General features: G+C 44.0%; 22 protein-coding genes. All 22 read right to left on the bottom strand.

Annotated elements, in window-relative coordinates:
• Positions 1-165: 165 nt before the first annotated feature.
• The 22 genes from JK216_RS14560 to recJ all read right to left on the bottom strand — a co-directional run bounded on the left by JK216_RS14560 (position 166) and on the right by recJ (position 26,515).
• Entirely contained in the window at positions 166-1,020 is an 855-nt protein-coding gene (locus JK216_RS14560) for a beta-1,6-N-acetylglucosaminyltransferase (RefSeq protein WP_212712157.1), read from the bottom strand.
• A 73-nt stretch (positions 1,021-1,093) separates the two neighbouring features.
• Positions 1,094-1,945, bottom strand: coding sequence for a dTDP-4-dehydrorhamnose reductase (gene rfbD / locus JK216_RS14555; RefSeq protein WP_212712158.1), 852 nt, complete (start codon positions 1,943-1,945; stop codon positions 1,094-1,096).
• Positions 1,942-3,384, bottom strand: coding sequence for a lipopolysaccharide biosynthesis protein (locus JK216_RS14550; protein WP_212712159.1), 1,443 nt, complete (start codon positions 3,382-3,384; stop codon positions 1,942-1,944). Before JK216_RS14550 ends, rfbD begins: the two co-directional genes overlap by 4 nt.
• Before the next feature lie 114 nt (positions 3,385-3,498).
• Positions 3,499-4,032, bottom strand: a complete 534-nt coding sequence (rfbC, locus tag JK216_RS14545) for a dTDP-4-dehydrorhamnose 3,5-epimerase (RefSeq protein ID WP_212712160.1) — start codon at positions 4,030-4,032, stop codon at positions 3,499-3,501.
• Between the two features lies 1 nt (position 4,033).
• The gene (rfbA, locus tag JK216_RS14540; protein WP_212712161.1) at positions 4,034-4,903 is read right to left on the bottom strand and encodes a glucose-1-phosphate thymidylyltransferase RfbA; all 870 of its coding nucleotides are present in this window, start codon (positions 4,901-4,903) and stop codon (positions 4,034-4,036) included.
• A 19-nt stretch (positions 4,904-4,922) separates the two neighbouring features.
• The gene (rffG, locus tag JK216_RS14535; RefSeq protein ID WP_212712162.1) at positions 4,923-5,984 is read right to left on the bottom strand and encodes a dTDP-glucose 4,6-dehydratase; all 1,062 of its coding nucleotides are present in this window, start codon (positions 5,982-5,984) and stop codon (positions 4,923-4,925) included.
• Positions 5,985-6,006: 22 nt separating this feature from the next.
• Positions 6,007-6,870 carry a hypothetical protein gene (locus JK216_RS14530; protein ID WP_212712163.1) on the bottom strand — a complete coding sequence of 288 codons (864 nt, stop codon included), beginning with the start codon at positions 6,868-6,870 and terminating at the stop codon, positions 6,007-6,009.
• 20 nt (positions 6,871-6,890) lie between these two features.
• Positions 6,891-7,691, bottom strand: a complete 801-nt coding sequence (locus tag JK216_RS14525) for a hypothetical protein (protein WP_212712164.1) — start codon at positions 7,689-7,691, stop codon at positions 6,891-6,893.
• Complete coding sequence (locus tag JK216_RS14520) at positions 7,684-8,553, bottom strand: beta-1,6-N-acetylglucosaminyltransferase (protein ID WP_212712165.1); 870 nt, start codon at positions 8,551-8,553, stop codon at positions 7,684-7,686. Before JK216_RS14520 ends, JK216_RS14525 begins: the two co-directional genes overlap by 8 nt.
• 458 nt (positions 8,554-9,011) lie before the next feature.
• Complete coding sequence (locus tag JK216_RS14515) at positions 9,012-10,052, bottom strand: glycosyltransferase family 4 protein (RefSeq protein WP_212711132.1); 1,041 nt, start codon at positions 10,050-10,052, stop codon at positions 9,012-9,014.
• A gap of 7 nt (positions 10,053-10,059) precedes the next feature.
• The gene (locus tag JK216_RS14510; protein ID WP_212711133.1) at positions 10,060-10,818 is read right to left on the bottom strand and encodes a glycosyltransferase family 2 protein; all 759 of its coding nucleotides are present in this window, start codon (positions 10,816-10,818) and stop codon (positions 10,060-10,062) included.
• A complete protein-coding gene (locus JK216_RS14505) occupies positions 10,818-11,873 on the bottom strand; it encodes a glycoside hydrolase family 43 protein (protein ID WP_212711134.1) in 1,056 nt (351 codons plus the stop codon). Before JK216_RS14505 ends, JK216_RS14510 begins: the two co-directional genes overlap by 1 nt.
• Before the next feature lie 343 nt (positions 11,874-12,216).
• Positions 12,217-13,125: a glycosyltransferase gene (locus JK216_RS14500; protein WP_212711135.1), complete on the bottom strand. Its 909-nt coding sequence runs from the start codon at positions 13,123-13,125 to the stop codon at positions 12,217-12,219.
• Entirely contained in the window at positions 13,104-14,288 is a 1,185-nt protein-coding gene (locus tag JK216_RS14495) for an EpsG family protein (RefSeq protein ID WP_212711136.1), read from the bottom strand. The genes JK216_RS14500 and JK216_RS14495 overlap by 22 nt, the downstream gene beginning before the upstream one ends.
• A 28-nt stretch (positions 14,289-14,316) precedes the next feature.
• Positions 14,317-15,747 carry an undecaprenyl-phosphate galactose phosphotransferase WbaP gene (gene wbaP / locus JK216_RS14490; RefSeq protein ID WP_212711137.1) on the bottom strand — a complete coding sequence of 477 codons (1,431 nt, stop codon included), beginning with the start codon at positions 15,745-15,747 and terminating at the stop codon, positions 14,317-14,319.
• A gap of 104 nt (positions 15,748-15,851) precedes the next feature.
• The gene (locus tag JK216_RS14485; RefSeq protein ID WP_212711138.1) at positions 15,852-18,023 is read right to left on the bottom strand and encodes a polysaccharide biosynthesis tyrosine autokinase; all 2,172 of its coding nucleotides are present in this window, start codon (positions 18,021-18,023) and stop codon (positions 15,852-15,854) included.
• Positions 18,024-18,038: 15 nt separating this feature from the next.
• The gene (locus JK216_RS14480) at positions 18,039-18,473 is read right to left on the bottom strand and encodes a protein tyrosine phosphatase (protein WP_212709127.1); all 435 of its coding nucleotides are present in this window, start codon (positions 18,471-18,473) and stop codon (positions 18,039-18,041) included.
• 2 nt (positions 18,474-18,475) lie between these two features.
• Positions 18,476-19,612: a polysaccharide export protein gene (locus tag JK216_RS14475; RefSeq protein WP_212709128.1), complete on the bottom strand. Its 1,137-nt coding sequence runs from the start codon at positions 19,610-19,612 to the stop codon at positions 18,476-18,478.
• A 114-nt stretch (positions 19,613-19,726) separates the two neighbouring features.
• The gene (locus tag JK216_RS14470) at positions 19,727-21,148 is read right to left on the bottom strand and encodes a capsule assembly Wzi family protein (RefSeq protein ID WP_249213033.1); all 1,422 of its coding nucleotides are present in this window, start codon (positions 21,146-21,148) and stop codon (positions 19,727-19,729) included.
• A gap of 885 nt (positions 21,149-22,033) precedes the next feature.
• Positions 22,034-23,554, bottom strand: a complete 1,521-nt coding sequence (lysS, locus tag JK216_RS14465) for a lysine--tRNA ligase (RefSeq protein ID WP_212710767.1) — start codon at positions 23,552-23,554, stop codon at positions 22,034-22,036.
• Between the two features lie 9 nt (positions 23,555-23,563).
• A protein-coding gene (prfB, locus tag JK216_RS14460) for a peptide chain release factor 2 (protein WP_212709130.1) occupies positions 23,564-24,662 on the bottom strand; the annotation gives its coding sequence in 2 pieces (ribosomal slippage) (positions 23,564-24,586 and positions 24,588-24,662; 1,098 coding nt in all).
• Positions 24,663-24,793: 131 nt separating this feature from the next.
• The gene (recJ, locus tag JK216_RS14455; RefSeq protein ID WP_212711140.1) at positions 24,794-26,515 is read right to left on the bottom strand and encodes a single-stranded-DNA-specific exonuclease RecJ; all 1,722 of its coding nucleotides are present in this window, start codon (positions 26,513-26,515) and stop codon (positions 24,794-24,796) included.
• Between the last annotated feature and the right edge of the window lie 2 nt (positions 26,516-26,517).

Raw genomic sequence — 26,517 nt, 5'->3', positions numbered from 1 at the left:
GGGCGGCCTTAAAAAAAATAAAAACATGTTACCGGGCACCCCCCCCCCCCCAACAATAAAAAGCTCCCGACACAGCGGTAGGTAATAACAGAACAAAATCTTTTCCTCTGAAAAATAACAACAAGCTGATAATTATAAATACTTTTCAAAAACTCAGTCTGTTACTTATAATCTCACCCTCAGATCAGCACTTATAGATGAATCAATCTTCCTGGCAAAAATACAATCACTTGATTTTATTTTATCTAAATCACTTAAGTCAAGAACTGATGGGTTTGAGCCATTTCGCCCCGTCCAGTCAGTATATCTTAAGTTATTATTTATAACTTTATCCTTCCAGTGAGAGTTCATTGCTATTGTTTGAAAAAAAAATTCTTCTGCGATATTTGTCCTGTTCAGGTCTTTCATAAATTGCCCTGAACTATGATTTTCTATTACATAGTCCATAAACGCCCTTGGGAATGAAGACCAAATCATACCTTTATATATATCATTAAGTTGATAATCCCCTAGCTTTTTCCTTGGGAAAAGAAATTGTGCCCTTTCAATAAACTTAACAAACTTCCCAAGAAAACTTCTGGAGTCAACACCAGGAAATAGTGAGCGTCTATATAACCTTGCTCTAACACCTTTGTCTTTAATTTCAGAAAGCGCCCTGCAAGTCATAAATATATTTGATTTAAATTTATCACTTACCTCAACTATCTTATCACTTGTTATTGCCGGGAAGTCCTGACCACTAATAAGATGAACATAGGAAACTGTTTTATTTTTTGAAGCCTCCAGCATCAGATTAAATATTGCATGCAAATGCGATGGACTGCCCCAGGTTATATTATAGGTTGAATCAACAAAATTCACATTCGCATAATCAGTTATTTTTCCTATCTCTTTAAGTAAGCTACTTTTCTTGTCTATATGTATATACACAGGGAACTCTTTAAGCCTGTCTAATAACTTACAGATATTTTCCAGGTCTTTATATGCTGTTATAATGATTGCAATATTATTACTTTCCATTATCCACCCTGCGTTATGTTTAATAGTTTAAAGTTAAACTTCAGAGAAAAAAATAAATAATAATATATTTAAATTAATATTGATTTAAATATCTCCTTAAAGAAACAAGCCAGTCAGAAGCTGCAAAATAATCTGAAACCTTCTCATTAGACATTACCGAGTAAGCGGGACGAGGTGCTGGCGTAGGATACTGGTCGGTAGTAATAAAATTAACTTTCGGTGACTGACTAAGAATACCTGCCTTTTCTGCTTCAGAAAAAATCACCTGTGCAAATTCGGCCCAGGATAGACTACGATCGCCGCAATAATGATAGATACCACCTGCTGCATTTCCCTTAAGCATTTTCAGGATAGCTGTTGCGATATCACCCGCATAGGTAGGGCAGCCAACCTGATCAGCAACAATACCCAGTTCAGAGCGGTCTTTTGCCAGCCGCAGCATCGTTTTAACGAAATTATTGCCGTATTCGCTAAACACCCAGGCAGTACGTACAATAATCGCGTCCGGAAGAATACTGCGCACCAGTAACTCACCGGCCAGTTTAGTCTGCCCGTAAACGCCTAATGGGTTTACTGCATCTGTTTCCAGGTAAGGCGTACTGCCTGCGCCATCAAATACATAATCGGTAGAGACATGCACCAGTTTTGCACCAACCGCTTTTGCCGCCAGCGCCAGATTTTCCGGCCCATGGCTATTTACCGCCGCCGCGCGTTCAGGTTCGCTTTCTGCCTTATCTACCGCCGTATAGGCAGCAGCATTAATGATGATATCAGGCTGAAACTGTTTAGCGGTTTCAATCACTTCCTGTCGATTACTGATATCAAGCTCCTGTGATCCCAGAGCTAAAACAGTATCAGTTTCGGACACCAGGTCCCGGAAGCAACGGCCCAGCTGACCGTTAGCACCAGTAAGGAGGATTTTCATGACTTCACCTTAAATAATTTATTAAATATAAAAAATCTTATTTTAAATGACAGGGTTAGCATGGATATTACATATATTACAGCACCCACAACTGAAGTTAAAATCAACTGCCAATAGTTACTTATATCATTTATCGGTATAAAATAATGGCCAAAAAGATTTATTAAGAAAAACATAACCAGTGTTGATATTATTATCGGCACAAGCTGGCGAATAAAAATCAAAAAGCTACCGGAAATAACATACATTAAAGACAGCATTACCGGTATAAAGTTAAGGATATTAGCAATAAGATAACAAAAAGCGAAAGTAACGATACTAAAATGAACGCCAATTAAAAAAGAACCAAACTGCAAAACTGTCCCTAATATCCCAAGCCGCATAAGAATATCAGTACGCCCCTTGGCAGTAAATACTGAACCCGTCGTGCTTAATATTGATTGGATAATAGCGGTAGGCGCTAACCATTTTAGCACGTCGGCTGTAACCCCCCACTGATTGCCAAAGGTCAAATTAATGAAAGGATGACTTAATAGTGCAATCCCCGTCATAAGCGGCGCTGTAATTAACACTATAACAAAAACACAATCATTATAGGTTTTATTTATTTTTTCATTATCATCCTGCTGCCTGCTCAATATTGGATAAAGTGATCTTGAAGCAACAAAAGTCAGACTTTGCAATGGAAACAACATAATCCTATATGCTAAATTATAACTTCCTAATATCGCTGCTGACATATACTTACCAATAATAAAACTATCCCCATTCCTGGATAAGTAGTTAATCAGGTTAAACATTGATAAATTAGCACTGAAGCCAAATACATTCCTTAATTCTTCCTTACAAATAAACTCTTTTATTGATGGCCTCCAGGTTGATGCTCTCCAGAACTGTATCGCTGAGATTAAGTTAAGGGTTATGGCCTGACCGACCAGACTGAAAACACCGTAGCCTAAATTTGCCATAATGATAGCAACAATTACGGAAAAAACTGAAGACGTAATTTCAATATATGATATTTTTCTGAACTGAGATGCTCTTTCCATCAGAGCAAGATGAGCTGCAGCTGAGCTGGATAATGGAAAAATCACACTAATAAGGATAAATACTAAAAGTAATTCAGGTTGATTATAGACCGCTGACAGGACGGGAGACAATAAACAAATAGCTATTGCGATCGCAACCCCCATAATTAAGTTTATCCAGAATATTGTATTTTTAAGCTTTTCATTTAATTCTTTCCTCTGAATTAATGCTGCTGAAGTTCCTAAATCTCTAAGTAACGTCCCCAGGTTAACAACTACGGCTGTCATTGCCATTAACCCATATTCAGAAGGAGGGATTATCTTTGCCAGATAAATCAGATTTAAAAGCTGAATTATTATTTTAAACAATTGTGAGAAAGCATTCCACTTTGCATTTGAGATAAGATTCATAGGAAATACCAAATCATAAAGCACCAAAATTTAAAATAAAGAGCTCTGTTTAAATAAAAAGAGCTCAGTAAATAAAAACAATCAGTTAGCGTGTTTTATTAACTAACAAATAACCTAAATCAAATTAATACTAAGCCCTGCTTTATCTTTTTCTGATAAAACAGGTTCAAAATCAATCGGCCACTGAATCCCTACCTCGGGATCATTCCATGCCAGGCAGCCTTCAAACCCCGGGGTATAGTAATCGGTACATTTATATTCAAAATCAGCAATATCAGAAAGTACCACAAAACCATGGGCCAGGCCCGGCGGGATCCAGAACTGGGTTTTATTTTCTTCCGAAAGAATCACCCCTTCCCACTGGCCGTAGGTCGGTGAATCTTTACGGATATCCACCGCCACATCAAAGACTTCGCCACGTACTACCCGTACCAGCTTACCCTGGGCATGTTTGGTCTGGAAATGCAGGCCGCGTAATACTCCCTTCGACGAACGGGAATGGTTATCCTGCACAAAATCAAAGTCGATATTCAGCATCTGCTGATAACGTTTTTTCTCAAAGGTTTCGAGGAAAAAACCACGTTCATCGCCGAACACTTTTGGCTGAATAATTTTAACATCAGCGATTTTAGTATCAATAACCTGCATTTTATTCCTCTTCAATCATACGCTGCAAATACTGGCCATAGCCGGTTTTAGCTAATAATTTTGCCTGGCGCTGCACCTGCTCACGGCTCAGCCAGCCTTTGTTATAGGCAATTTCTTCCAGACAGGCGACCTTATAGCCCTGACGCTTTTCGATAGTATGAATAAATGATGACGCTTCCAGCAGGCTGTCATGGGTACCGGTATCCAGCCAGGCGAAACCGCGGCCCAGTTTTTCGACATGCAGCGCATTTTTCTGCAGATACATCTCATTAAGGGTGGTAATTTCCAGTTCGCCGCGCGCCGAAGGTTTTACCTGCTTTGCCATTTCCACAACATCTTTATCGTAGAAATATAAACCGGTTACCGCCCAGTTAGATTTAGGTGTCGCCGGTTTTTCTTCCAGTGAGATAGCACGGTTATTTTCGTCAAACTCCACCACCCCGAAGCGCTCAGGGTCCAGCACCTGGTAACCAAATACGGTCGCCCCCTGCGTACGCTGCATCACATTTTCCAGCTTACGGCCAAAGCTTTCACCAAAATAAATATTATCACCCAGCACCAGCGCACAGCTGTCACCATCAATAAACTCTTCACCGATAATAAAAGCCTGTGCCAGCCCGTCCGGACTCGGCTGAACTTCATAACAGAAACTGACACCAAACTGACTGCCATCACCGAGCAGACGTTTAAAGCCTGGCATATCCTCGGGGGTGGAGATAATCAGAATTTCACGGATCCCGGCCAGCATCAGTACCGAAATCGGGTAAAACACCATCGGCTTATCATAAATGGGCATCAGCTGCTTAGAAACGCCCTGAGTAATCGGATATAAACGGGTACCGGAACCCCCGGCTAACACAATACCTTTCATTGACTCTGTTTCCTGTTAATTAAAGTGAACCCAGTCGTTCGCCGGCATAAGAACCATCCAGCACCCGCTGCCACCAGACAGGGTTATTCAGATACCATTCGACGGTTTTACGAATCCCGGTTTCGAAGGTTTCTGCCGGAGTCCAGCCCAGTTCACGTTCAATTTTCGACGCGTCGATTGCATAGCGCAGATCATGGCCTGGACGGTCCTGAACATAGGTGATCAGATCTGCATAGTGGCTTACACCCTGTGGCTTATTCGGTAACAGCTCTTCCAGCAGGCCGCAGATAGTTTTAACCACTTCGATATTACGGCGTTCATTATGGCCACCAATATTATAGGTTTCGCCGACTTCCCCCTTAGTTACCACAGTATAGAGGGCGCGGGCATGATCTTCGACATACAGCCAGTCACGGATCTGGCTGCCATTGCCATAGACAGGTAACGGTTTACCGGCCATTGCATTAAGGATAATCAGCGGAATCAGTTTTTCAGGGAAGTGATACGGGCCGTAGTTATTTGAGCAGTTAGTGACAATGGTCGGCAAGCCATAGGTACGCAGCCAGGCCCTGACCAGATGATCACTGGAAGCTTTAGAGGCTGAATACGGACTGCTCGGTGCGTATGGGGTAGTCTCAGTAAACAGATCATCGGTCCCTTCCAGGTCACCATAGACTTCATCGGTGGAAATATGGTGGAAACGGAAAGCCTGTTTTGCTGCACTGTCGAGGGTATTCCAGTAGTGGCGGGTCGCTTCCAGCAGAGTATAGGTGCCGACCACATTGGTTTCGATAAATGCCGCCGGGCCATCGATAGAACGGTCGACATGGCTTTCTGCCGCCAGGTGCATTACCGCATCCGGCTGATACTTGCTGAATAGCGCATCAAGAGCCTGACGGTCACAGATATTAACCTGTTCAAAATGATAACGCGGGCTGTCTGCTACCCCGGCCAGAGACTCCAGGTTACCGGCATAGGTCAGACTATCAATGACTATCGCCTGATCCTGAGTATTTTCTATAATATTACGTACTACTGCGGAACCGATAAACCCGGCACCACCGGTGATAAAAATTTTCATTGGCAACCTCGAAAAATAGAAACTAACATCTGGGGTGCTTCCCTTTAAAATAAATGCAGAGGACAAAAAAAACATTTTTAAATCTGAAGTTAGATAATTCTTTAGCAATAAGCCTCATTAGCCCATAAACTTTATGTATAAAAGTTGGTGAGTAATACTTAACAGATAAAACATGGTCAATAATACGCTCTTTTACTCTCCATGGCTCCTGAACCGCAGAACCACTTGATAGATCATGAATTAAATCACCCGCAACCCGAATACAAATATCACTTTTATTTAAATTATATTTTTTAATAGACCTGAATAAGCTATAATCGACACCATACAATGCATATCGCTCATCGAAGACAAAAAGCCCTTGCGACTTTAACTTTCTAATTAATGAATCAAATAAAATGATACCTGAACCAATAGACATTACATTCCCCGTATCACATCCCTTTATTACGATATCAGTTTCTATAACCTTACCGTTAAATCTAGGGTAATGATAGGTGTTATCTTTATAACTAAATATCCTTGGGATAATTAAGTCAGCAGGAAACAGCGACTGATTTTTATAAATATTCGTAACATAATCAGCAGGAACAGCACTATCATCATCGAACAAAACATAAGCATCTGAACTGTTTTTGATAGAGAGGAACCTATTATAAATTACACTAAGCGGAATATTATTACAATCTTCAAGAAATGTCACGGAACCTAGTTTTTCAACAAGAGAAATGTAAATATTGTCTTTATCTAAATCTGAAATAGAACTTGGTCCATTATTAAAAATAACCAAATCTATATCATTATCATTTAAATCAACAAGAGTAGATAAAGTTTTTGATTCATATATTTCCTTATTAAAAAGAACGACTAAGAAAGAAACTTTCATATCCACCCCTGAATAAAAAATCAATCATAATTATTAATTAATAGCACTCTCTTTAAAACCTTCTTCCATGAAGATCTTTTCTTCAGATGCTCGGCGTAGTCTAAAAAACGGTCAAATGCAGGATGATAAATATCAGATTTAGCCTGCAAATAATATCTTATAAACGGAATGTAATGGGGTAATCTATAGGAGAATGAATTTCTATTATATTTAATGTAATTAGAAAATAAATCAAACTTAAAATTATTATTACCAATAAATGAGGCTACAAAACTCTCATCATTAGCAAGACTAGGATACTTTATTCTTCTATCAAGCAACTCAGAAACCAGGTTAGACTTTAATCTAACAAACGGAAAAAATGTTTTATAAACTTTTTGGTAACCCATCTCATTGCTATATTTAGACCACATCCAACTATCATCAGCTGGTTCAAAATAAGTAGTTATAAAATCAGCATCATTACTATCAAAACCACAAATAAAAGAATAAAAATCAATCGTTATATGAAAATCCGGTTCAATAATCCATATGTAATCATATGTAATCTCATTATTTTTAAGATAATCATCAGCTAAATAAATTGCATAGTCTCCAAATCTCCACTGCATATCATCTGCTAAAGGTAATTTTAAGCATGATACGTTATCAATATTATAACCTATAGAAATACCATTATTAAATACAAAATTTTCATTTCTGCAATCTGCAACGACCATAATTTTTACATTCGATGGGAGTTTTGAAAAGATAGTATCCCAACGAGCGGAGTAAATATTAGTTCTTAAAACAATAATATTTCTAAAGTGTTTATTAATCACGAATAAATAGCCTCAGGTCATCTTCAGAAAGCCCAGCCGATGCTTTTCTTGCGAATAAGCAACTCGATAACTTCACTGATTCCACATCATTTAAATCTAAATTTTTTGGAAAATCAGGGCCTGACTTCCAGTCTATATATCTTAAGCAGTTATTTGGAGTACTTTCATCATTAAAAATTGGTAGTTTCAAATGAACAGCTAAAGTCTGAAAAAATGTTTCATCAGGGCAAAAAGTACCATCAAATATAGAAATAAAGTCTGGCTCAGTTCTGATAAACTCTTTAATTTTACCCAATGCATCTGCACTCAAACTAAACCACTGAGTACCTTTATATAAAGATATATTTTTACGCTTTAAAAATTCAATCCCTGCTTTATTTATATGAAATGGTAATACTCTATAGATCATACAAATGACTTTATCGATGTAACTTCGTTCTTTTTTAAAGAAAGACTTTGGATAAAAATATTTAAACCTGGCGTAAGGATCGACTTTATTATTTCTAAAATCCTGAATGTGGATAAGATTAGTCCCACCCAGAGAGTCAAAAAATGCATTTAAAGTATTAAAACTAACACAAGGAAAGTCATCTCCCGAAAGCAGAGTACAATAACCATCAACATTCACAGCATCAAGAAGTGCAAGAGTTGCTCTAACCATATTAGCCCCCCCCCACTCTATATTAAACCGTTTTTCGATAAAATGAACATTCCCCCCATTAATTTCACAAAAGTCTTTTATATTTGCTTTTTTATCTAAATGAATAAAAACCCGATTAGTCGGATGCTTAGATAAATATTTTACAGTATAGAAAAGTGAAACTGATGGTTTATGAGCCAGAATACAAAATGCGTGGTTCATATTAAATCCTTAATAAAAATGCGTTACCATCCCCTACAAGAAGTACATGTAAAAAACAGTTTTTGATTATTTTTTATAATTTAACAATAATAGCCATGATGGCTTAATGCAAACAGAACTAAATGTAATTTTTATTAAAATTTTATTATTTACCAGGGTAAACATTTATTAGTAGTAATTACTTATAGATTTTTAATATTAATGATCACATTAAATTCAATGATGGGTGATTTATTTTAAGAGCCCATTATACATTTACAATAAAGATCACAAACTTATTAAATAATAAATTTACATCTATCGTTAGAGTAATTAACAATATCCACTTTAAAATTATCACCTACACATTATTTAAAATAATAAATACCGAGAAAACCATTAATCCATAAAGTAAACTATAAATTAAACTACAAATTAAAAAAACCATTTAAATGGAAGATAATTAATAACAGTATTATTTAATTATCTTCCAGTGTTTTCAACCATTGCTGAGATATTTTTTCTGATGAAAACTCTAGTGAACTTGTTTTACAATTGTTTGACATTTGTACCAGAAGCCCTGGTGTAGAAATGAGGTGTGTCATTTTTTCAATAAATTCCGATGAATTTTCATCTTCTATAAGATAACCATCAACACCATCATTGATAATCTCTGCCGGACCAGTAGGACAATCGTAAGAAATAACAGGTAAGGACCAGGATTTCGCCTCTAATAAAACTAAAGGAAGGCCTTCATACCTTGAAGTCATAAGATAAATATCACTATTCTTATATAATTCATTAATTTCTTTAACTTTACCAAGGAGTGCAACACTGCCTTCCAAATTTAATTTAGAAATTATCATTTTTAAATTATTTAATTCAGGACCATCACCTGCTATTTGTAACACCCAATTTTTATTGTTTTTTACAAACTCTGACCAAATATATAAAAGACGATCGAATCCTTTCTGAGGTGATAGCCTGCCTATTGCCAAAGCCCTTTTATAAGTTAATGTTCTTTCATACCCTCTAAAAACAATAGGATTTTTAATGACTCTATTTTTTACCCCCCACCTGGATAAGATAACACTGTCTTTATCTGTCAGTACTACAACCTCACGATAAAAACGCAAAGAAATAAACTTCAAAAACTTAACTATGTTATTAAAAGACGCTAAAGAAACATGCTCACATGATATTATTCTCGATGAATCCAAAAGGTATGTTTTCATTAAAATAGAAAATAACACACTTAGTTTTCCCATAGTAATCACATAGACACGATCGTATGAGCTTGACTTCAAATGTTTTATAACACCTAATAACCTATATTTACTACTATGAAATGTTATAATATTATTTGCAAATGAGAATGGATAAAATGAGGGGGGGGTACCATTAAGAGATATTATGTCTACTTCATTTTTATCCCCAAAACATTCAGACATGAAGTTACATATATTCTCAGTCCCGGCATATAAAAATGCATTTTCGATAACTATAGCAATTTTACGCACTCAATTATTACCTTATTTTTTTTGAAAACATAACACCTTGATAAGCATAACAAAGCATATAATAACATCGTTTGATTAGATTAAATGGATATAAATTCTTTAGGATTTTATAGTGCCAGATTATAGCTTTTTTCTTATTTGAAGATAGAGATACTGGCTGTGCATGATAATTAACCAGGGGTTTATTAACTATCTTTATCACTCTGTTCTCTTTTAAGCAACCAAGAAGAAATAAAAAATCCTCATGCCCGATATTTTCAAAAACCATTTCTTTATCTTTCCTTTTAATCATTAGAGATGAAAAGCAAACTCTATATTTTTTGGAAAGCAAATCATGCTTATTTAAAAACAATTTATTAGCTATAATAGGGAAGCTATTTCCTTGTGAAATATAGTTATAGTTTGTTATTGAAAAAAAATCATTCGTGCCGATTTCATTTTTTTGTATAAAAAGTTTCTCAGGAAGCCATTCATCATCACTATCTAAAAAACAAATAAATTCTTCATTTGAAGCTATTAAGCCGTTATTTCTGGTCTTCGCAGCTCCAATGTTACAATCATTCTTTAGTAAAACAATACGATCATCAGATAAATATTTTTCAATTAAAACATGAGAATTATCAGTGGAACAATCATCAATAATATATAGAATCCATTCTTTATATTTCTGATTTATTACCGATTCGATAGCGCGCTCAATGGTTGCTTCAGCGTTATACATCGGCATTATAATTCCAACTTTTGAATTAGAATGATTCAATTTCATCAATAGCTCCATTCACTTTTCCACTTAATAACTGGTCTATTACCCTGCCATTCTATAGGCAACCAAATATATTTGCTATTAATTAGGTTTCCTGGATTCCATTGATCAGCGATAAAGATAAAACCTTTCCCCGTAGGATCCTTTAATACATAAGTCCCTTGAGAACTGAACGTATTCCTTTTATCTTCTGCATTATTAGACACCACAGGATTTCCTAATAAAGTCCATGGGCCAAAAATATTTTTACTTACAGCACTTCTCGCATCTGTCGGAGAAAATCCTTTGAGCCCAGACGTTATCAGATAATATAACCCATTGTGCTTGAAGATAGTTGGAGCTTCATTCTTAAGCCCTACAAGCACCCGAGAGAAGTTGCCATCTAATTGAGTATATGTTTTATCAAGCTCTGATATATGAAGTGATAGATTATCTTCAGATGCATAAATTAAATATGCTTTTCCATTATCATCTTTAAATAAAGTCATATCTCTAAATGCCTGACCTCGATTAAAATCTCTTTTAAATACCTGCTCTCCTCTTTCTACATTTTTAATGTACCATGATTCTTTAATATTATGGATGTCAGAAAAAACAGGTAATGATTTTTTATTTGGCCATGTTATATTTATAAATTCAAATGGACCAGCCGGACTATCTGACTGTGCTACACCTGCAATAGCTGTCTGATAGTGGCCATGCAATTCAACATGAAACCACATAACATATTTCTTCGTGTTATCATTATAAATAACCTTTGGTCTTTCAATCGAATATTTATCTTTTTTTCCTGACAAATCTAATGCAACACCTCTGTATTTCCACTTATAGAGATCATTAGAGCTATAAACATTAACTTTACCTGTATTATCCTGGTGTGTAGTTCTTAGCTCCCCGTACCAATAATAAGTATCTTTTATCTTAAGAAATCCTGCTCCATGTGCATTAATAATATTGTGGTTTTCATCATAAAAATCACTACCAGCCTTAAAAATTGACTTAGCACCACATGATAAAGGAATAGAGATTAACAGAATAATTGTAAGTATCTTCTTCATAAACCACCTGATTAATATAAAAATACTCTATTTAAACAAAATGCCATAACATAAGTGTTTAGCTTTCCATTGAGGTTCAATTTATAATGTTAATTAACAACAACCAGTAAAATATAGCATGCATCCTGCACTCCACAATCAGATATTATTCTCACTAAGTGATACCATAAACCACATAATATAAATAACACTACAGTTAAAGGCACTGTGCTATTAGAAACAGATGAGTTAAAGTTTCTACATAAGAGTATTCATACCATCTAATATTCACCATTAAAAACTTACTTTACTAAAAAATATAGCTCCATTCTAACTACCTGTCTTCCCTAAAAGTATTCCTACACTATTTGAATGTTTTTTCATATATCCTATAAGCAGCAGGATATTTATAGGTTAAAGAGTATTTAAAAACTTTGATAAACGAATGCATATCTAATCTCAAGCACGCCTTAAAAACATTAAAATTTTCCTTCCTGTTTATCTTATCAAGATAATATAGGCTAGCCAGTTCACTTTTGTTAAGAAAACTTTCATGCTTAGCTATAAATTTACAATATCCCTTATAAGCCTTACTTGAAGTTGTAATTCTTATTCTGTTGTCATTATCATCTAAATACATCGTACATGCTTTTATTTTCAGGGCAGTTCCATATTTATATATTAACCTGAACCAGGTATCATAATCTTGCCAGGCTGGCATTTTTTCGTCAAATCCACCTACTGATTTTATTAACGCTGTCCGGACAAAAATCTGATTTCCTACAGCATTATACTTCTTCATTTCTTCAAATGTTATTTCATTACAACCACTTTTCAATGGCTCATTTATAGTACCTGTATATTTTTTAGAATTAGCACATAAAAATGAATAAGAACCTTTTTTAACTTCCTGTAAAAATAACTCCAGACGCTTATGGTGAAATAAATCATCATCATCCAAACCAGTGATATACTCTCCTTTAGCATGAGAAATAGCTAAATTCCGACTATAACAAGCACCTTTTACCTGATCATTTCGTAAGTATTTTAAACTCGATAGGATGCCTTTATGTTTTTCGATCACTTTCATATTTTTCAGGTGATTTTCGTGGTTTGAACAATCATCACATACAATTACCTCAAAATCTGAGAACGTTTGTTCATGAAGAGAATGTAATGCTCTGTCTAATAGCTCCGGTCTATTTTGTGTTGTTACATAGACTGTTACTATGATATTTTTCCCCTCATTACCTAAAGGAAACTCCCTAACCATGGATATGCCCCCCAAAGACATAATACTGTGTTACCACATTCAAAATTATAGTATGGGCCTAATAAAATGAATCGCATTATACATAAAGAAATAACAACCAATCTAAAACCATTAAGAAACTTACTAAATGCTACGAAGACTATCCCACCTAATAAGTATATATTCATGAGCATAAATACACGATCAGATGCAAATGGTATTTCTATTAAACACAGATAACTCATCACCCCATAAAAAAGAAGACTTTTAAGCTTTGGACTTTCATCTTTAGAAATAAAAAAACTAATGATGATGACTGGTAATAATAACTTCCAATAATATGCAGTTGCAAACCCACTCTCTGTATTTGTTAGGTAATACAAAAATTTACTTACGACCCCAAAGAAAATTCCACTACCTGATATGATTTTAAGGACGGTTGTAAAAAGAAAGCCAAATGCAAAAAAAATACCCACTAACCATATTTTAAGCTTTCTATTTTCACCCATTAAAATATGGAATATAAAAACCAATGGGATTGCTGTTAGGTGGAATATGCCGCCAATACATATACTTATTACAGATTTAAATTTACAACCTCTATCCCAATATGACAAAGAATATAAAATAAATACTGTCGATATAGCCTGTCGCATTAATTGAGTTGTTACGAAATAACCAAAAAACAAAAGAACCGAAGCTAAAAATAATGTTTCATTTTTTAATTTATAATCTTTAAATAGAAAGAACTCTATCCAAAAATAGAATAGCATCGTGCATAATAATGATACTGATAGCATGACTCCTGATTCTGACAAATGAGGTAGTATTATTGATAATAATTTAAAATATGAAGACAACCCAATTTCAACCCCCCCACCAAAATCACCATCAAGTATCCCTTCCCCTTTATAAATTCCATTATAAAGGGGGTAATATTCATTAGCAAAATCATCACCATAAATATTACCGACAACTCTTGATGAGTATATCACCGCCCCAGAAAAAAATGCTAAAACAGTCAGTGGATATCTGAATGACTTATTCCTCACCTCAACTATAGCGAATAAAATTATAATGCCAAAAAATGACAACAATGGAGACACTAAAAAACAACAGAAAAAAAAAGATAATATAATGAAATATAGCACCCCATTATATTTTTTATTTAAAAAATTCGTCATTATATAATCACTCCGAATTTTCATTTTCTTAGTATGCTCCATCTTTTTTCAAAACCACCCCGACAGTCTTAAATAAAATCGCAATATCATTCCACATTGACCAGTTTTTGACATACCAGGCATCAAAATAGACGCGGGTTTCATAATCCACATCACTGCGGCCGCTGACCTGCCAGAGTCCGGTCATACCCGGTTTACTCATCAGATAATAGTCGACCTGCTCATGATAACGCTCCAGTTCCTGCTGGATAATTGGCCGCGGCCCGACCAGGCTCATTTCCCCTTTCAGTACATTAAACAGCTGGGGTAATTCATCCATACTGGTGCGGCGCAGAATATCGCCGATTTTGGTGATCCTCGGGTCATTTTTCAGTTTAAAGGTGGCATCCCATTCGGCTTTCGCTTCAGAGTCGCTGGCCAGTAACTCTTCCAGCAGCTGTCCGGAGTTAACCGCCATAGAACGGAATTTCAGGCATTTAAACGGCTTGCCATGCTGGCCGATACGTTCATGACCATAGATTACCGGCCCCCCGTCTTTTCTGACTTTACTGCGGATATACAGCAGTAACGGCGCTAGCAGAATAATAATTGCCAGCGAGGCACAGATATCAAAACCGCGTTTCAGTGCCCGTGATGACCACTTTGCCAGGTTCTGATGGACACGGAAAATCATCACTTCATGGCTGAAAATAAATGACATATCGGTGCTATCGAGGGGCATACCACGTAATGTCGGGATTACCGATACATAACGATAGCCTTTAATCATCATTTCCCGCAGCCAGCTATTCCGCAGTTCGGCCTGCTGACTTTCCACCGCCACAATAAACTGCTGACGCCGATCTACGCCATTACCCAGCCAGCCGGGATTACAGTCTAATAACGGGATTCCCTGCAACTGTTGCTGCCCGGCCAGAGCCGGTTCGGTATTAATAAACCCGGTGACACGGAAACCAAGGTTTTTCTCGCTGGTAATCGCCTGGTAAGCGTCAATGGCATTTTTACCGCTGCCGATAATAATCGCGTCCCGCTGCCACAGGCCGGCTTTATCCAGCAGTTTTTTGGTCAGCATCCGCAGGGCGGGGACCAGCAGCAGCACCAGCAGCCAGGTCAGTACCCACAGGTAGCGGGAAAAATACCATTTGGCAAAAGCCACTATCGCTATTTCAAATACCGCAAAAATCAGCAGAGTGCGCAGGATCTCTTTCAGTTCAAACCAGAAGGTTTTACGGTAAAAGTAATGGCGCAGCCGGACAGCAAACCATCCGATACAGCAGCAGGCCAGCATCCAGTGCAGACTGATCCAGCCTTCGGTCGGCACCTCAGGAATGCGGTCATGAAAATGGCTCAGGGTCAGCTGTAAAATGCCCATCGCAATATAAATCGCCAGGGTAAAGCCGATAAAATCTGACAGGATCAGCAGCCCGCTGACCCACAAATTTCGGGTTAAACGCGTCATGGTTTCCTCACCATCTCCCTGTGCGGGTGGTGTTAATAAAGAGGTTGCGGAGGGAATGCCGGGGCACAGCTATGTGCCCCGCACTGAGTGTTAGAATAACGGAATTATGATTGCTGTTTATCGTCGTAAGAGTAGCCGTAGTGGCTGTAACCGTAGCCATAATAGCTGCTGGCTTTTTTCACCACCCCGTTCAGAATACAGCCTTTAATCTCTACCCCGCTCTGTTCAAAGCGGCGGATACTGACCTCAATCTCTTTGGCGGTGTTCTGTTCAAAACGGGCCACCAGCAGGGTGGTCCCCGCATAACGGCCAATCACTGCCGCATCGGTGACCGCCAGAATCGGCGGGGTATCCACCAGTACCAGGTCATAGTGTTCGCCGGCCCAGTCCAGCAGCTGCTGAAAACGCGGGTGCATTAACAGCTCCGCCGGGTTGGGCGGTATGGCACCACGGGCAATAAAGTCAAAGCTGCCGTTCGCCACGCTTTTTACCGCCTGCGGTATCTGTGATTTACCGGACAGAATATCCGATAAGCCATGGTCGGTGGTCTGGTTAAATATCTGATGAGCATAGCCTTTACGCATATCACCGTCGATAAACAGCACCTTCTGGCCGCTCTGGGCAATTACCGCCGCCAGGTTGGTGGTAATAAAGGTTTTACCGGCATTGGGGCTGGCCCCGGAAATCATCAGCACGTTATTTCTGGCTTCCATCATGGCAAAATGCAGACTGGTGCGCAGGCTGCGGATCGCTTCGATGGCCAGGTCTGCCGGGTTATCTTTCGCCAGGAAACGGGTATTTTCTTTACGTTTATGTTTACCTTTCAGTGACCGTTTCGGCTGCTGGCGGGCCATCCACTCAGAAACCGGCACACTGGCATAGACATTAATCCCCAGCTCTTCCAGCTGCTCCGGCGATTCAATCCCGCGGCGCAAAAATACCTGTAGCAGCACCAGCCCGACAGATATTGCCCCGCCCAGTACAATACCAATCAGTACGATCAATGATTTTTTCGGTTTTACCGGTTTCGGTTCGGTTACCGCATCATCAATAATACGCACATTGCCGATAGCACTGTTTTTGGCAATATTCAGTTCCTGCTGGCGGTTAAGTAACTGCATATATACCGCCTGGCCTGATTCCACATCGCGGCTTAACTGCAGTACCTGCTGCTGGGTGGCCGGCATCGCCGAGACCTGTTTATTTAAACGGGCTTTTTCATCCTGCAGGGTTTTACGCTTTTCCAGCAGCGCCTTGTAGGTCGGGTGGTCTTTGGTAAACAGCTGCGACACTTCCGCTTCACGAAAGGTCAACTGGTTCAGCTGATTATCGACATTCACCACCTGGTCAAGGGTCGAACGGGCCTGCATGGTTAAATCAACCGAATCACTGCGTTTACGGTAAGCGCTCAGCTTATCTTCGGCCGCATCCAGCTCCGCCCGTACCTCAGGTAACTGCCGGGCCAGAAAGTCCAGGCTTTTACTGTCCTGCGCCGCCTGGCGGGCAATATTCTGTGCCAGGTAGTTATCACTGATGCTGCGTAAGGTCTGCCGGATCAGCGCCGGGTCACTGCCGCTCAGGGTCAGATTTAACATCCCCGTATCTTTACCCTGATCAACCGCCGAAAACGACTTTTGCAGATTATTTATTGCTTCCAGCCGGGTCAGATAATTAATGGTAAATGTTGTGCCCGCCGGGGCCTGCAGATCACTGATTAACAGGGATAAACCATTTGCTTCCAGCAACTGACCGATATGGCCCTGTAAATGATAGGGGCCACCGGATAACTGATAATGACCATTGTCACCCGCGGTAACCGTCAGGGCCGGTACTTTGCCGTCCTGTGCAGCCACATAAATACGGCCAACAGTCAGGGTGCCCGGCGGGTGGCCGGTTAACCGCGCCCAGCCGCGGCCAAATAGCGGAAAGTATTTTTCGCTGACCTGCGCCTGCAGGTTCAGGTCGTCGACGGTTTTACCCAGCACCATCCGTGACTGTAACAGAGCAATTTCCGGGGCTGATGCCGGCTGGCTGTCGGGCAGCATCTGGCTAAGACTGTTTAACAGGGTATTGCCCTGCTTCTGTTCCACCTGTACCAGCGCATCCGCCTGATAAACGGGGGTGGCAAACAGGGCATAGAGTATTGCCAGCACGGTAAAAACCGCAGTAATACTGATAATCAGTTTACGGTGGTCGATCAGTTCGCCAAGCAGGCGTCCCAGATCGATTTCATCAGAGTCCGGACTGGCCGGGGTATGTTTCGCTGTCGGTGACATGTTGACTTCCTAAGGTTAACCGCCCAGTTTCCCGGCCCAGCGCTGACAAGCCTGGTCCAGTAACTGATAGACAAATTCAAATGCTTCCATACTCTGCCGGTACGGATCGGGGATCTCTTTATTTTCCAGCCAGTGGCCGATTAACAGGGTTTTTCCGCGCGCTTCGGGGGCAATTCTGGTCACCTGTTCGATATGGTGTTTTTCCATTACCAGTATCAGGTCATACTGCCGCCCCAGCCGGCCGGTAAACTGGCGGGCTTTATGGCCCTGCAGCGATAACTGATGCTGTCCGGCAACAGCAATCGCTGAGCTATCGGCTTCATGATCAACCAATGCGCCGACCCCCGCAGAGTCAATTGTTTTGTCCGGTAACGCCTGACGCAGCAGCCGTTCGCCAATCGGCGAACGGCAGATATTACCGGTACAGACCACCAGGATTGAATTAAACATAATTATTTCAGATTTCCGTAATAATTCGCTGTTTCGGTCATATTATAGATACCGGTAATGGTCGGTAATAACTGAGATACCACCCGGTTCCAGCGTACCAGCGGTGCGGTGGTCACATAGACAATATCGTAAGGCTGCAGCTGGAATTCGCTGGCCATGACCATCGTTGAGGCATCTTTGGCATTCAGCTGATAGATATTGGCAATCCGCCCCTGTTTATCTTTCGGGATCTTACGGATCACGAAAATCCCCGAGGCATCAGCATATTGCTGGTTAATCCCGTCAGAGCTGCCAAGGGCTTCGGCCAGGGTCATACCACTGCGGTCCATTTTCAGGGTGCTCTGTTTACCGACTTCGCCCATCACAAAGACTTTCTGGTCGTCGTTACGCGGCACAAACAAAATATCGCCCGGATAGAGTAACCGGTTTTCTAACAGATCCCCTTTCTGCATCAGGGCCTGCAGGGACAGCACAATGTCTTTACCGTTATGGGTCAGTACCACATGCCGCCAGTCCGCATCGGCCGATAATCCGCCGGCCGCATTAATCGCATCCATAATGGTTAACGGCACATTGGTAATCGCCTGCTGGCCGGAGCGGGTCACCTCACCGGTGACATAGGCTTTTTGGGAACGGAAAGCCGCCACACTGACATCCACCTGCGGGCTTTCGATATAGGTCGCCAGCCGGCGGGCAATTTCCACCCGTACCTGGTCGAGGGTTTTACCGGCCACATACACTTTACCGATATAAGGGTAGAAAATAGTGCCGTCGGCCCCGACCCAGTTACCGGTATCACTGGCACTGCGGTAGGTGCCGGCCGGGGTGGTCAGTTCCGGGTGGTCATAGACGGTGATCATTAATACATCGCCGCGGCCGATATGGTACTGGTAGCTGCTCAGCAGGCTGTCGAGCTGCGGGTTAGGCTGGGCCAGTATCGGTGCCGGACGCAGCTGGTCGATCAGGTCCGGGGTCATCGGGTAGACATTTACCAGTTTATCCCAGTCATAGTCACTGTCCGGCAGTTCCACCACATTTTTACGCAGGCTGTTCAGCCCCTGGCCGGGGATCATGGTACAACCGCTCAGCAGCCCCACCAGGGCTGCCGCGGCTGTCAGTTTCAGTACGGTTGTTTTCATCAATTTATTTCATCAGTTAAAAGTAGACACTGCTGACTGTTGCCCTTCCGCGGCGGATACTGCGGGCCTCCCTGCCCCGGCCGTCTGATACGGCCATACAACGTCAGTGATTAGTTACAGCTGAAACGGGATTTCCAGTGCCGCGCTGGCACCTAAATCGTTATTATCATTATGGCTGGCATCGGTATACCAGCTACTCAGATTCAGCCGTACCGATTTATAGACTGCGCCTCCCCAGCCCAGCTGTACCCCTTTCAGGGTATCCGCATGGGGGAAGGCACGGTTAATACGCTGATTTTCCGGGTTTACTCTGGCGTAGAACATACGCACACTCCAGCGCTGGTTATCTTCGGTGACCAGCTCGGTTTTCGCCGCCAGTAACCGGCCATCGCCCCCCAGGCTGTCGCCCAGCGGATAACCCTGCTGGTAGTAACCGTCTTTATAGATATGGTGGGTATAACTGTAGTTGGTGCGGCTCATATCAGTACGGGTATCATGGCCTTCCAGATACCAGTTAACCGCATTTTTCCCCAGGCTCTGATGCCCTTCGATCCCCAGCAGGTACATATTCGACGACGGCAGTTTACCGGCTTCGTCTTCCCCAATCAGCTGACCGTAGATACTGACCGGGATACCGAGGGTCGGTTCCAGTTTCAGCCGGGCATCAAACCCGGCCAGCTGGTTACCCGGCTCGTTAGGGTCATTGGCGGTGGTATTGTCATTACCGGCAAAACCGTCCCAGAAATTATTTAACGACTGAGGACGTCCTTCGCCGCCCCACTGCATTATCCGGCTGGCTCCCAGTTCCAGTGACTGCCACGGGGAAACACTGAGGCGCATACCGATAATCTTTGTATGGGGCACTGCCGTATACTGGGCTTCCTGGGCGGCAGAGATCTGGTACTGCCACGGGCCGACCCAGTTCAGCCACCAGATATCCGGGGCGGTCTGGCGGTCACGCTGTAACATAAATCCGGTCAGTGGCCGGGCGGCATCAGAGCGGATCAGGCTGCCTTCGTTACCCGGCCCCCACCACTGGGGAGTCTGACCAAAAGACAACCACTGGCCCCAGATTTTTACCGCAGCGTAGCTGTTATTCAGGTTGGCGCGGGAAGGCGACTGGATCTGCTCTCCCGCTTCAAGGTTGCCCTGCAGATTAATGTCCCACCAGTCACCGCTGTTGCTGGAGATTACCGATAACCGGTTATCAGCAGTTACTGACTGTGCAAAGGCTTTCGGCTGGCCGGAACCACCGGTCGAGGTATATCCGTTGATCCGCACATCCGATTTCAGGGTCCGCAACCGTTGCTGTACCCGCTCAATCGCCAGTTGTTCCGAAGAATAGGCCGGATGGGCTTTCTCCAGTGCGGCTTCTATTGCATCTTCACTCAGGGGCCAGGTGCTGAGGCTAAGGCGGATCACCCCGCGGTCTGCCAGCCAGCTGAGGTCAGAACGTAAATCACTGTCCGGTAATACCAGGCCACCGGCAAAGCTGCTGGCGGCCGGCAGTAGTGTCAGCCCGACCATCATCGCCATCAGGCTTTTTTTTGCTCCGCGACGGGGATGGGCTGGCGGCGTCTGTTCAGCCTTGCTTAAGGCGTTGTGCATCAGTGCTGTCTCCTCTCCTGTCCCGCGGGCCGCACAAACTGAAGGGTGTTCCGGGCCTGCAGCAGGTAAAATATAAGCTATAATGAAGTCATGTCTGTTCTTAGTATCAGAATGCCGGACAATCCGACAGGTCGCCGGCGGGGACTACTGCCGGTGATTATTCGCGGTCATAATCGTCACTGTGATGCTCCGGTAACAGGCTCTGCCGTGGCAGACTGATATGTTCCGGAAGCCTGAAGATAGCAAAGATTACTGATCAGAAAGCGTTTTATTCACAAAATCATTCAAAAATATTTTACAGGCACGCTACCGCCCCTGGCTTGCAGCTACCAGTGCACTGTACGCAGGACAGCAACTTCCGCGGGCAGATGCCCTGCGCAAATGGGGTTATATGGCGCATTGCGGAACCAGTTCCGGGCGCAATCGCGGATAATTTCTCAACAATTGCTAAATCATTCCAGCAATATTTGCCAATTATTAAGAAATAATCAGGCTAAATATATAGATAAATTCCGGGTTTTTTACTGTTGCTGACAATTAAGCCTGCCTGTGGTTTCGGGCAGCCTAAACGCGGCCGTTTCCGCACCGGAAAAATAAGAAGTCTTCAGGTAAAGGATAGATTAACGCTGCTGAAATAATCAGTTGTGAGGCGGAGTTGTCAGTAATGAGGCACGGCAGAGAGTGAACCGGGGCCGGGCGGCAAAGTGCAGTCCTGCCAGTGACGGTGAAGGGAGCAGTCTGGTGCCGCTGTAAAAACGCCCGGCACTGGCCGGGCGTTAAAAGCTGACAAGATGACTGTCCGCTGACGCGGAATTATTTGCTTTCCGGGCGCAGGGCCGGGAACAGGATCACATCACGGATGGTGTGGCTGTCGGTAAACAGCATTACCATCCGGTCAATACCGATACCCAGTCCGGCGGTTGGCGGCAGACCATGTTCCAGGGCGGTCACATAGTCTTCATCATAGAACATGGCTTCGTCATCACCGGCGTCTTTGGCATTAACCTGTTGCCGGAAACGTTCCGCCTGGTCTTCCGCGTCATTCAGCTCTGAGAAGCCGTTACCGATTTCCCGTCCGCCGATAAAGAACTCAAAACGGTCAGTGATTTCCGGGTTCTGGTCATTACGGCGTGCCAGCGGCGAAACCTCGGCCGGATACTCGGTAATAAAAGCTGGCTGAATCAACTGGCTTTCGGCGGTTTCTTCGAAAATTTCCGTCACCACACGGCCCAGCCCCCAGCTTTTCTCAACCTTAATCCCCAGTGAGCCGGCAATTGCCACCGCTTTATCAAAGTCATCCAGATCGCTGAGTTCGGTCTCCGGACGGTACTTTTTAATCGCTTCACGCATGGTCATGCGGGCAAACGGCTGACCAAAATCAAACACCTGATCACCGTAGGTGACTTTGGTATGGCCGAGTACTTTCTCTGCCAGGGTACGGAACAGGCTTTCGGTCAGTTCGATCAAATCGTTGTAGTCCGCATAGGCCATATAGAGTTCCATCATGGTGAACTCAGGGTTATGGCGCGGCGAAATACCTTCGTTACGGAAGTTACGGTTAATTTCGAAAACCCGATCAAAACCGCCCACCACCAGCCGTTTCAGGTACAGTTCCGGGGCAATACGCAGGTACATATCAATGTCCAGCGCATTATGATGGGTAATAAACGGACGCGCAGATGCGCCACCGGGGATCACCTGCATCATCGGGGTTTCCACTTCCATAAACTGACGCTCCACCATAAACTGGCGGATCGCGGCCATGATTTTTGAACGTACCCGGAAGGTGTCCCGCGACTGCTGGTTAGCAATCAGATCCAGATAGCGCTGACGGTAACGGGTTTCCTGGTCCGCCAGGCCGTGGAATTTGTCCGGCAACGGGCGTAATGCTTTGGTCAGCAGACGCAGTTCTGTACAGTGGATCGACAGTTCGCCGGTTTTGGTTTTAAACAGTTTACCGCGCGCCCCGAGGATATCCCCGAGGTCCCACTTTTTAAACTGCTCGTTGTAGTAACCTTCCGCCAGGTCATCACGCGATACATATAACTGGATACGTCCGCCGGTATCCTGCAGGGTGACAAAGGAAGCTTTCCCCATGATACGGCGGGTCATCATTCTGCCGGCCACGCTGACTTCGATTCCGGTGCTTTCCAGCTGTTCGCTGTCCTTATCATCAAACTGCTGGTGCAGCTGGTCAGACAGTGAATCACGACGGAAATCATTCGGAAATGCCACGCCGTTCTGGCGCAGGGCTGCCAGTTTCTCACGACGACTTTTCAGTTCGTTATTGAGATCCTGACTGGCATCCGTTTGCTGTGGTTGTTGTTCAGACATGGGGTTTCCTTATAAACCTGCTTTTAAACTTGCTTCAATAAACCGGTCCAGGTCGCCATCCAGTACTGCCTGGGTATTGCGTGTTTCCACGCCGGTACGCAGATCTTTAATCCGCGAATCATCCAGTACATAAGAACGGATCTGGCTGCCCCAACCGATATCGGATTTGTTATCTTCCAGCGCCTGTTTTTCGGCATTCTTTTTCTGCATTTCCAGCTCGTATAACTTGGCCTTCATCTGCTTCATTGCCTGGTCTTTGTTTTTATGCTGGGAGCGGTCATTCTGACACTGAGTGACAGTATTGGTCGGAATATGGGTAATACGCACCGCAGACTCGGTACGGTTAACGTGCTGACCACCGGCCCCGGAGGCGCGGTAAACGTCAATCCGCAGGTCGGCCGGGTTAATGTCGATATCAATATCGTCAGACACTTCCGGATAGACAAACGCCGAGCTGAAAGAGGTATGACGGCGACCGCCGGAGTCAAACGGGCTTTTACGCACCAGACGGTGCACCCCGGTTTCGGTACGCAGCCAGCCGAACGCATATTCGCCGGAGATACGGATGGTGGCCGATTTGATGCCAGCCACATCGCCATCCGACTCTTCGATCACTTCAGTTTTAAAGCCTTTATCTTCGGCCCAGCGCAGGTACATCCGCAGCAGCATACTGGCCCAGTCCTGGGCTTCAGTGCCGCCGGAACCGGCCTGCAGATCGATATAACAGTCAGCGCTGTCGTGCTCGCCGGAGAACATACGGCGGAATTCCAGTTCGGCCAGCTTTTTGTCCAGATCGTCCAGTTCAGCAACCGCTTCGTTGAAGGTCTCTTCGTCGTCCGCTTCCACTGCCAGGTCCAGCAGGCCGCTGACATCTTCCAGCCCCTGTGCCAGCTGGTTCAGGGTATTGACTATGGCTTCCAGTGAGGAACGCTCTTTACCCAGCGCCTGAGCGCGTTCAGGTTCGTTCCAGACATCGGACTGCTCTAGTTCAGCATTAACTTCTTCGAGACGCTCATTTTTAGCATCGTAGTCAAAGATACCCCCGAAGCACATTACTGCGCTCAGAGAGGTCCTGGATACGGTTTCTTACCGGATTAATCTCAAACATGGCTTAATATTTCTTTTAGTTGGTCGGTAACTGGCTCAGTTAAGGCCCCACAGTGTACCGTAAAGGTGATGTTTCGGGTATCCCCTGCACAGTAGCAACAGTGCTATTGTTGCACAGAACATTGCCGCTAATCAGGCCACCGGCCACAGATGTTCAATTAACAGCTGCAGATTACGCTGACCGCGGAATTCGTTAATATCCAGCTTATAGGCAATTTCGGCCTGTTGTACGCTGTTGTCCGGCCACAGGGCGGTATCAATATTAAAGGCGATACCATCCAGTAACGGGCCGCCGCCCACCGGTTCCAGCATCAGTTTCAGGTGACGTTCGCCCACCAGCCGTTGCCGGAGGATGCGGAATTGACCGTCAAACAACGGTTCCGGGAAAGCCTGCCCCCAGGGCCCCGCTTCACGCAGTATTTCCGCCGTCTGCAGGCTGAGTTGATGGCCGGATAATTCACCGTCAGACCAGACCACGCCCTGCAACTGCTGCTCATCCAGCCATTCACCGGCCAGCTCTGCAAATGCCTGGCGGAAGTGTTCAAACTGGTCTTCATTCAGTGACAGGCCCGCCGCCATGGCATGGCCGCCAAATTTCAGCATCATCCCCGGGTGCAGCGTGTCCAGCCGTTCCAGTACATCACGCAGATGCAGCCCGCTGACCGAACGGCCGGAACCTTTCAGGGTTCCGTCGCCGGCCGGGGCAAAAGCAAATACCGGCCGGTGGAAACGCTCTTTCAGACGCGAGGCGACAATGCCGACCACGCCCTGATGCCAGCCAGGATGATAAAATGCCAGCCCGCCGGGCAGTTGCTCATCAGCCTGTTCCAGCGAATCACACAGGCTTAATGCTTCGGCCTGCATCCCCTGCTCTATCTGTTTACGGGTCTGGTTCAGGGCATCTAATTCACTGGCCAGCATCCGCGCCTGTTGGGTGTCGTCGCACAGCAGCAGGGAGACCCCGACAGACATATCGTCGAGCCGCCCGGCCGCATTTAAACGCGGCCCGAGGGCAAAACCAAGATCACTGGCGACCAGCCTGGCCGGTTGCCGGTTTGCCACTTCCAGTAACGCACGGATCCCCGGACGGCATTTCCCGGCGCGGATCCGTTGCAGCCCCTGCCAGACAAGGATACGGTTATTGGCGTCGAGGGGAACCACATCCGCCACGGTACCGAGGGCCACCAGGTCGAGCAGCTCTGCGAGGTTTGGCACCGGCCGGTCACCGAACCCGCCGTGCTGACGCAGCCGCGCCCGCAGGGCCAGCATCAGGTAAAACGCCACCCCGACCCCGGCCAGCGAACGGGACAAAAAAGCACAGTCTCTGAGGTTAGGGTTAACGATAGCCGCCGCCGGCGGCAGGGTTTCCCCCGGCAGGTGATGATCGGTAATCACCACCGGAATACCGTACTGGCTGGCCAGTACCACCCCCGCATGGGAGGAAATTCCGTTATCCACCGTCAGGATCAATTCCGCGCCGCGGGCCCGTGCCTGTTCCACCACTTCCGGACTCAGGCCATAACCGTCTTCAAAGCGGTTAGGGATCAGAAAATCAAGGTTTTCTGCCCCGAGGCTGCGTAACGCCAGCAGCGACAGAGCGGTGCTGGTGGCCCCGTCTGCATCAAAGTCACCGACCACAATAATCCGCTGCCGCTCGGATATGGCCTGGTGCAGTAACGCGGCTGCCGTTTCTATCCCCGTCAGGCCCTGCCAGGGCAGTAACCCCGCGGCACTGCGATCCAGTTCGCTGGCCGAGTTTACCCCGCGCAGGGCATATAAACGGCGTAATAGTGCCGGCATTTCGGCCGGCAGTTGCGTTTCATCGGCCGGCTGGCGACGACGCAGTTGAGCCACAT

The sequence above is a fragment of the Tatumella sp. JGM94 genome, from assembly GCF_018257595.1.
Classification (GTDB): domain Bacteria; phylum Pseudomonadota; class Gammaproteobacteria; order Enterobacterales; family Enterobacteriaceae; genus Tatumella; species Tatumella punctata.
The sequence above is the reverse complement of the archived record's forward strand: the minus strand, read 5'-3'. Positions and strand labels throughout refer to the sequence as shown.

What these genes read in the sequence shown, in the direction of transcription:
- JK216_RS14560 (WP_212712157.1), bottom strand. Translation starts at nt 1,020, where the DNA reads ATGGAAAGTAATAATATTGCAATCATTATAACAGCATATAAAGACCTG.
- rfbD (WP_212712158.1), bottom strand. Translation starts at nt 1,945, where the DNA reads ATGAAAATCCTCCTTACTGGTGCTAACGGTCAGCTGGGCCGTTGCTTC.
- JK216_RS14550 (WP_212712159.1), bottom strand. Translation starts at nt 3,384, where the DNA reads ATGAATCTTATCTCAAATGCAAAGTGGAATGCTTTCTCACAATTGTTT.
- rfbC (WP_212712160.1), bottom strand. Translation starts at nt 4,032, where the DNA reads ATGCAGGTTATTGATACTAAAATCGCTGATGTTAAAATTATTCAGCCA.
- rfbA (WP_212712161.1), bottom strand. Translation starts at nt 4,903, where the DNA reads ATGAAAGGTATTGTGTTAGCCGGGGGTTCCGGTACCCGTTTATATCCG.
- rffG (WP_212712162.1), bottom strand. Translation starts at nt 5,984, where the DNA reads ATGAAAATTTTTATCACCGGTGGTGCCGGGTTTATCGGTTCCGCAGTA.
- JK216_RS14530 (WP_212712163.1), bottom strand. Translation starts at nt 6,870, where the DNA reads ATGAAAGTTTCTTTCTTAGTCGTTCTTTTTAATAAGGAAATATATGAA.
- JK216_RS14520 (WP_212712165.1), bottom strand. Translation starts at nt 8,553, where the DNA reads ATGAACCACGCATTTTGTATTCTGGCTCATAAACCATCAGTTTCACTT.
- JK216_RS14510 (WP_212711133.1), bottom strand. Translation starts at nt 10,818, where the DNA reads ATGAAATTGAATCATTCTAATTCAAAAGTTGGAATTATAATGCCGATG.
- JK216_RS14505 (WP_212711134.1), bottom strand. Translation starts at nt 11,873, where the DNA reads ATGAAGAAGATACTTACAATTATTCTGTTAATCTCTATTCCTTTATCA.
- JK216_RS14500 (WP_212711135.1), bottom strand. Translation starts at nt 13,125, where the DNA reads ATGGTTAGGGAGTTTCCTTTAGGTAATGAGGGGAAAAATATCATAGTA.
- JK216_RS14495 (WP_212711136.1), bottom strand. Translation starts at nt 14,288, where the DNA reads ATGACGAATTTTTTAAATAAAAAATATAATGGGGTGCTATATTTCATT.
- wbaP (WP_212711137.1), bottom strand. Translation starts at nt 15,747, where the DNA reads ATGACGCGTTTAACCCGAAATTTGTGGGTCAGCGGGCTGCTGATCCTG.
- JK216_RS14485 (WP_212711138.1), bottom strand. Translation starts at nt 18,023, where the DNA reads ATGTCACCGACAGCGAAACATACCCCGGCCAGTCCGGACTCTGATGAA.
- JK216_RS14480 (WP_212709127.1), bottom strand. Translation starts at nt 18,473, where the DNA reads ATGTTTAATTCAATCCTGGTGGTCTGTACCGGTAATATCTGCCGTTCG.
- JK216_RS14475 (WP_212709128.1), bottom strand. Translation starts at nt 19,612, where the DNA reads ATGAAAACAACCGTACTGAAACTGACAGCCGCGGCAGCCCTGGTGGGG.
- JK216_RS14470 (WP_249213033.1), bottom strand. Translation starts at nt 21,148, where the DNA reads ATGGCGATGATGGTCGGGCTGACACTACTGCCGGCCGCCAGCAGCTTT.
- lysS (WP_212710767.1), bottom strand. Translation starts at nt 23,554, where the DNA reads ATGTCTGAACAACAACCACAGCAAACGGATGCCAGTCAGGATCTCAAT.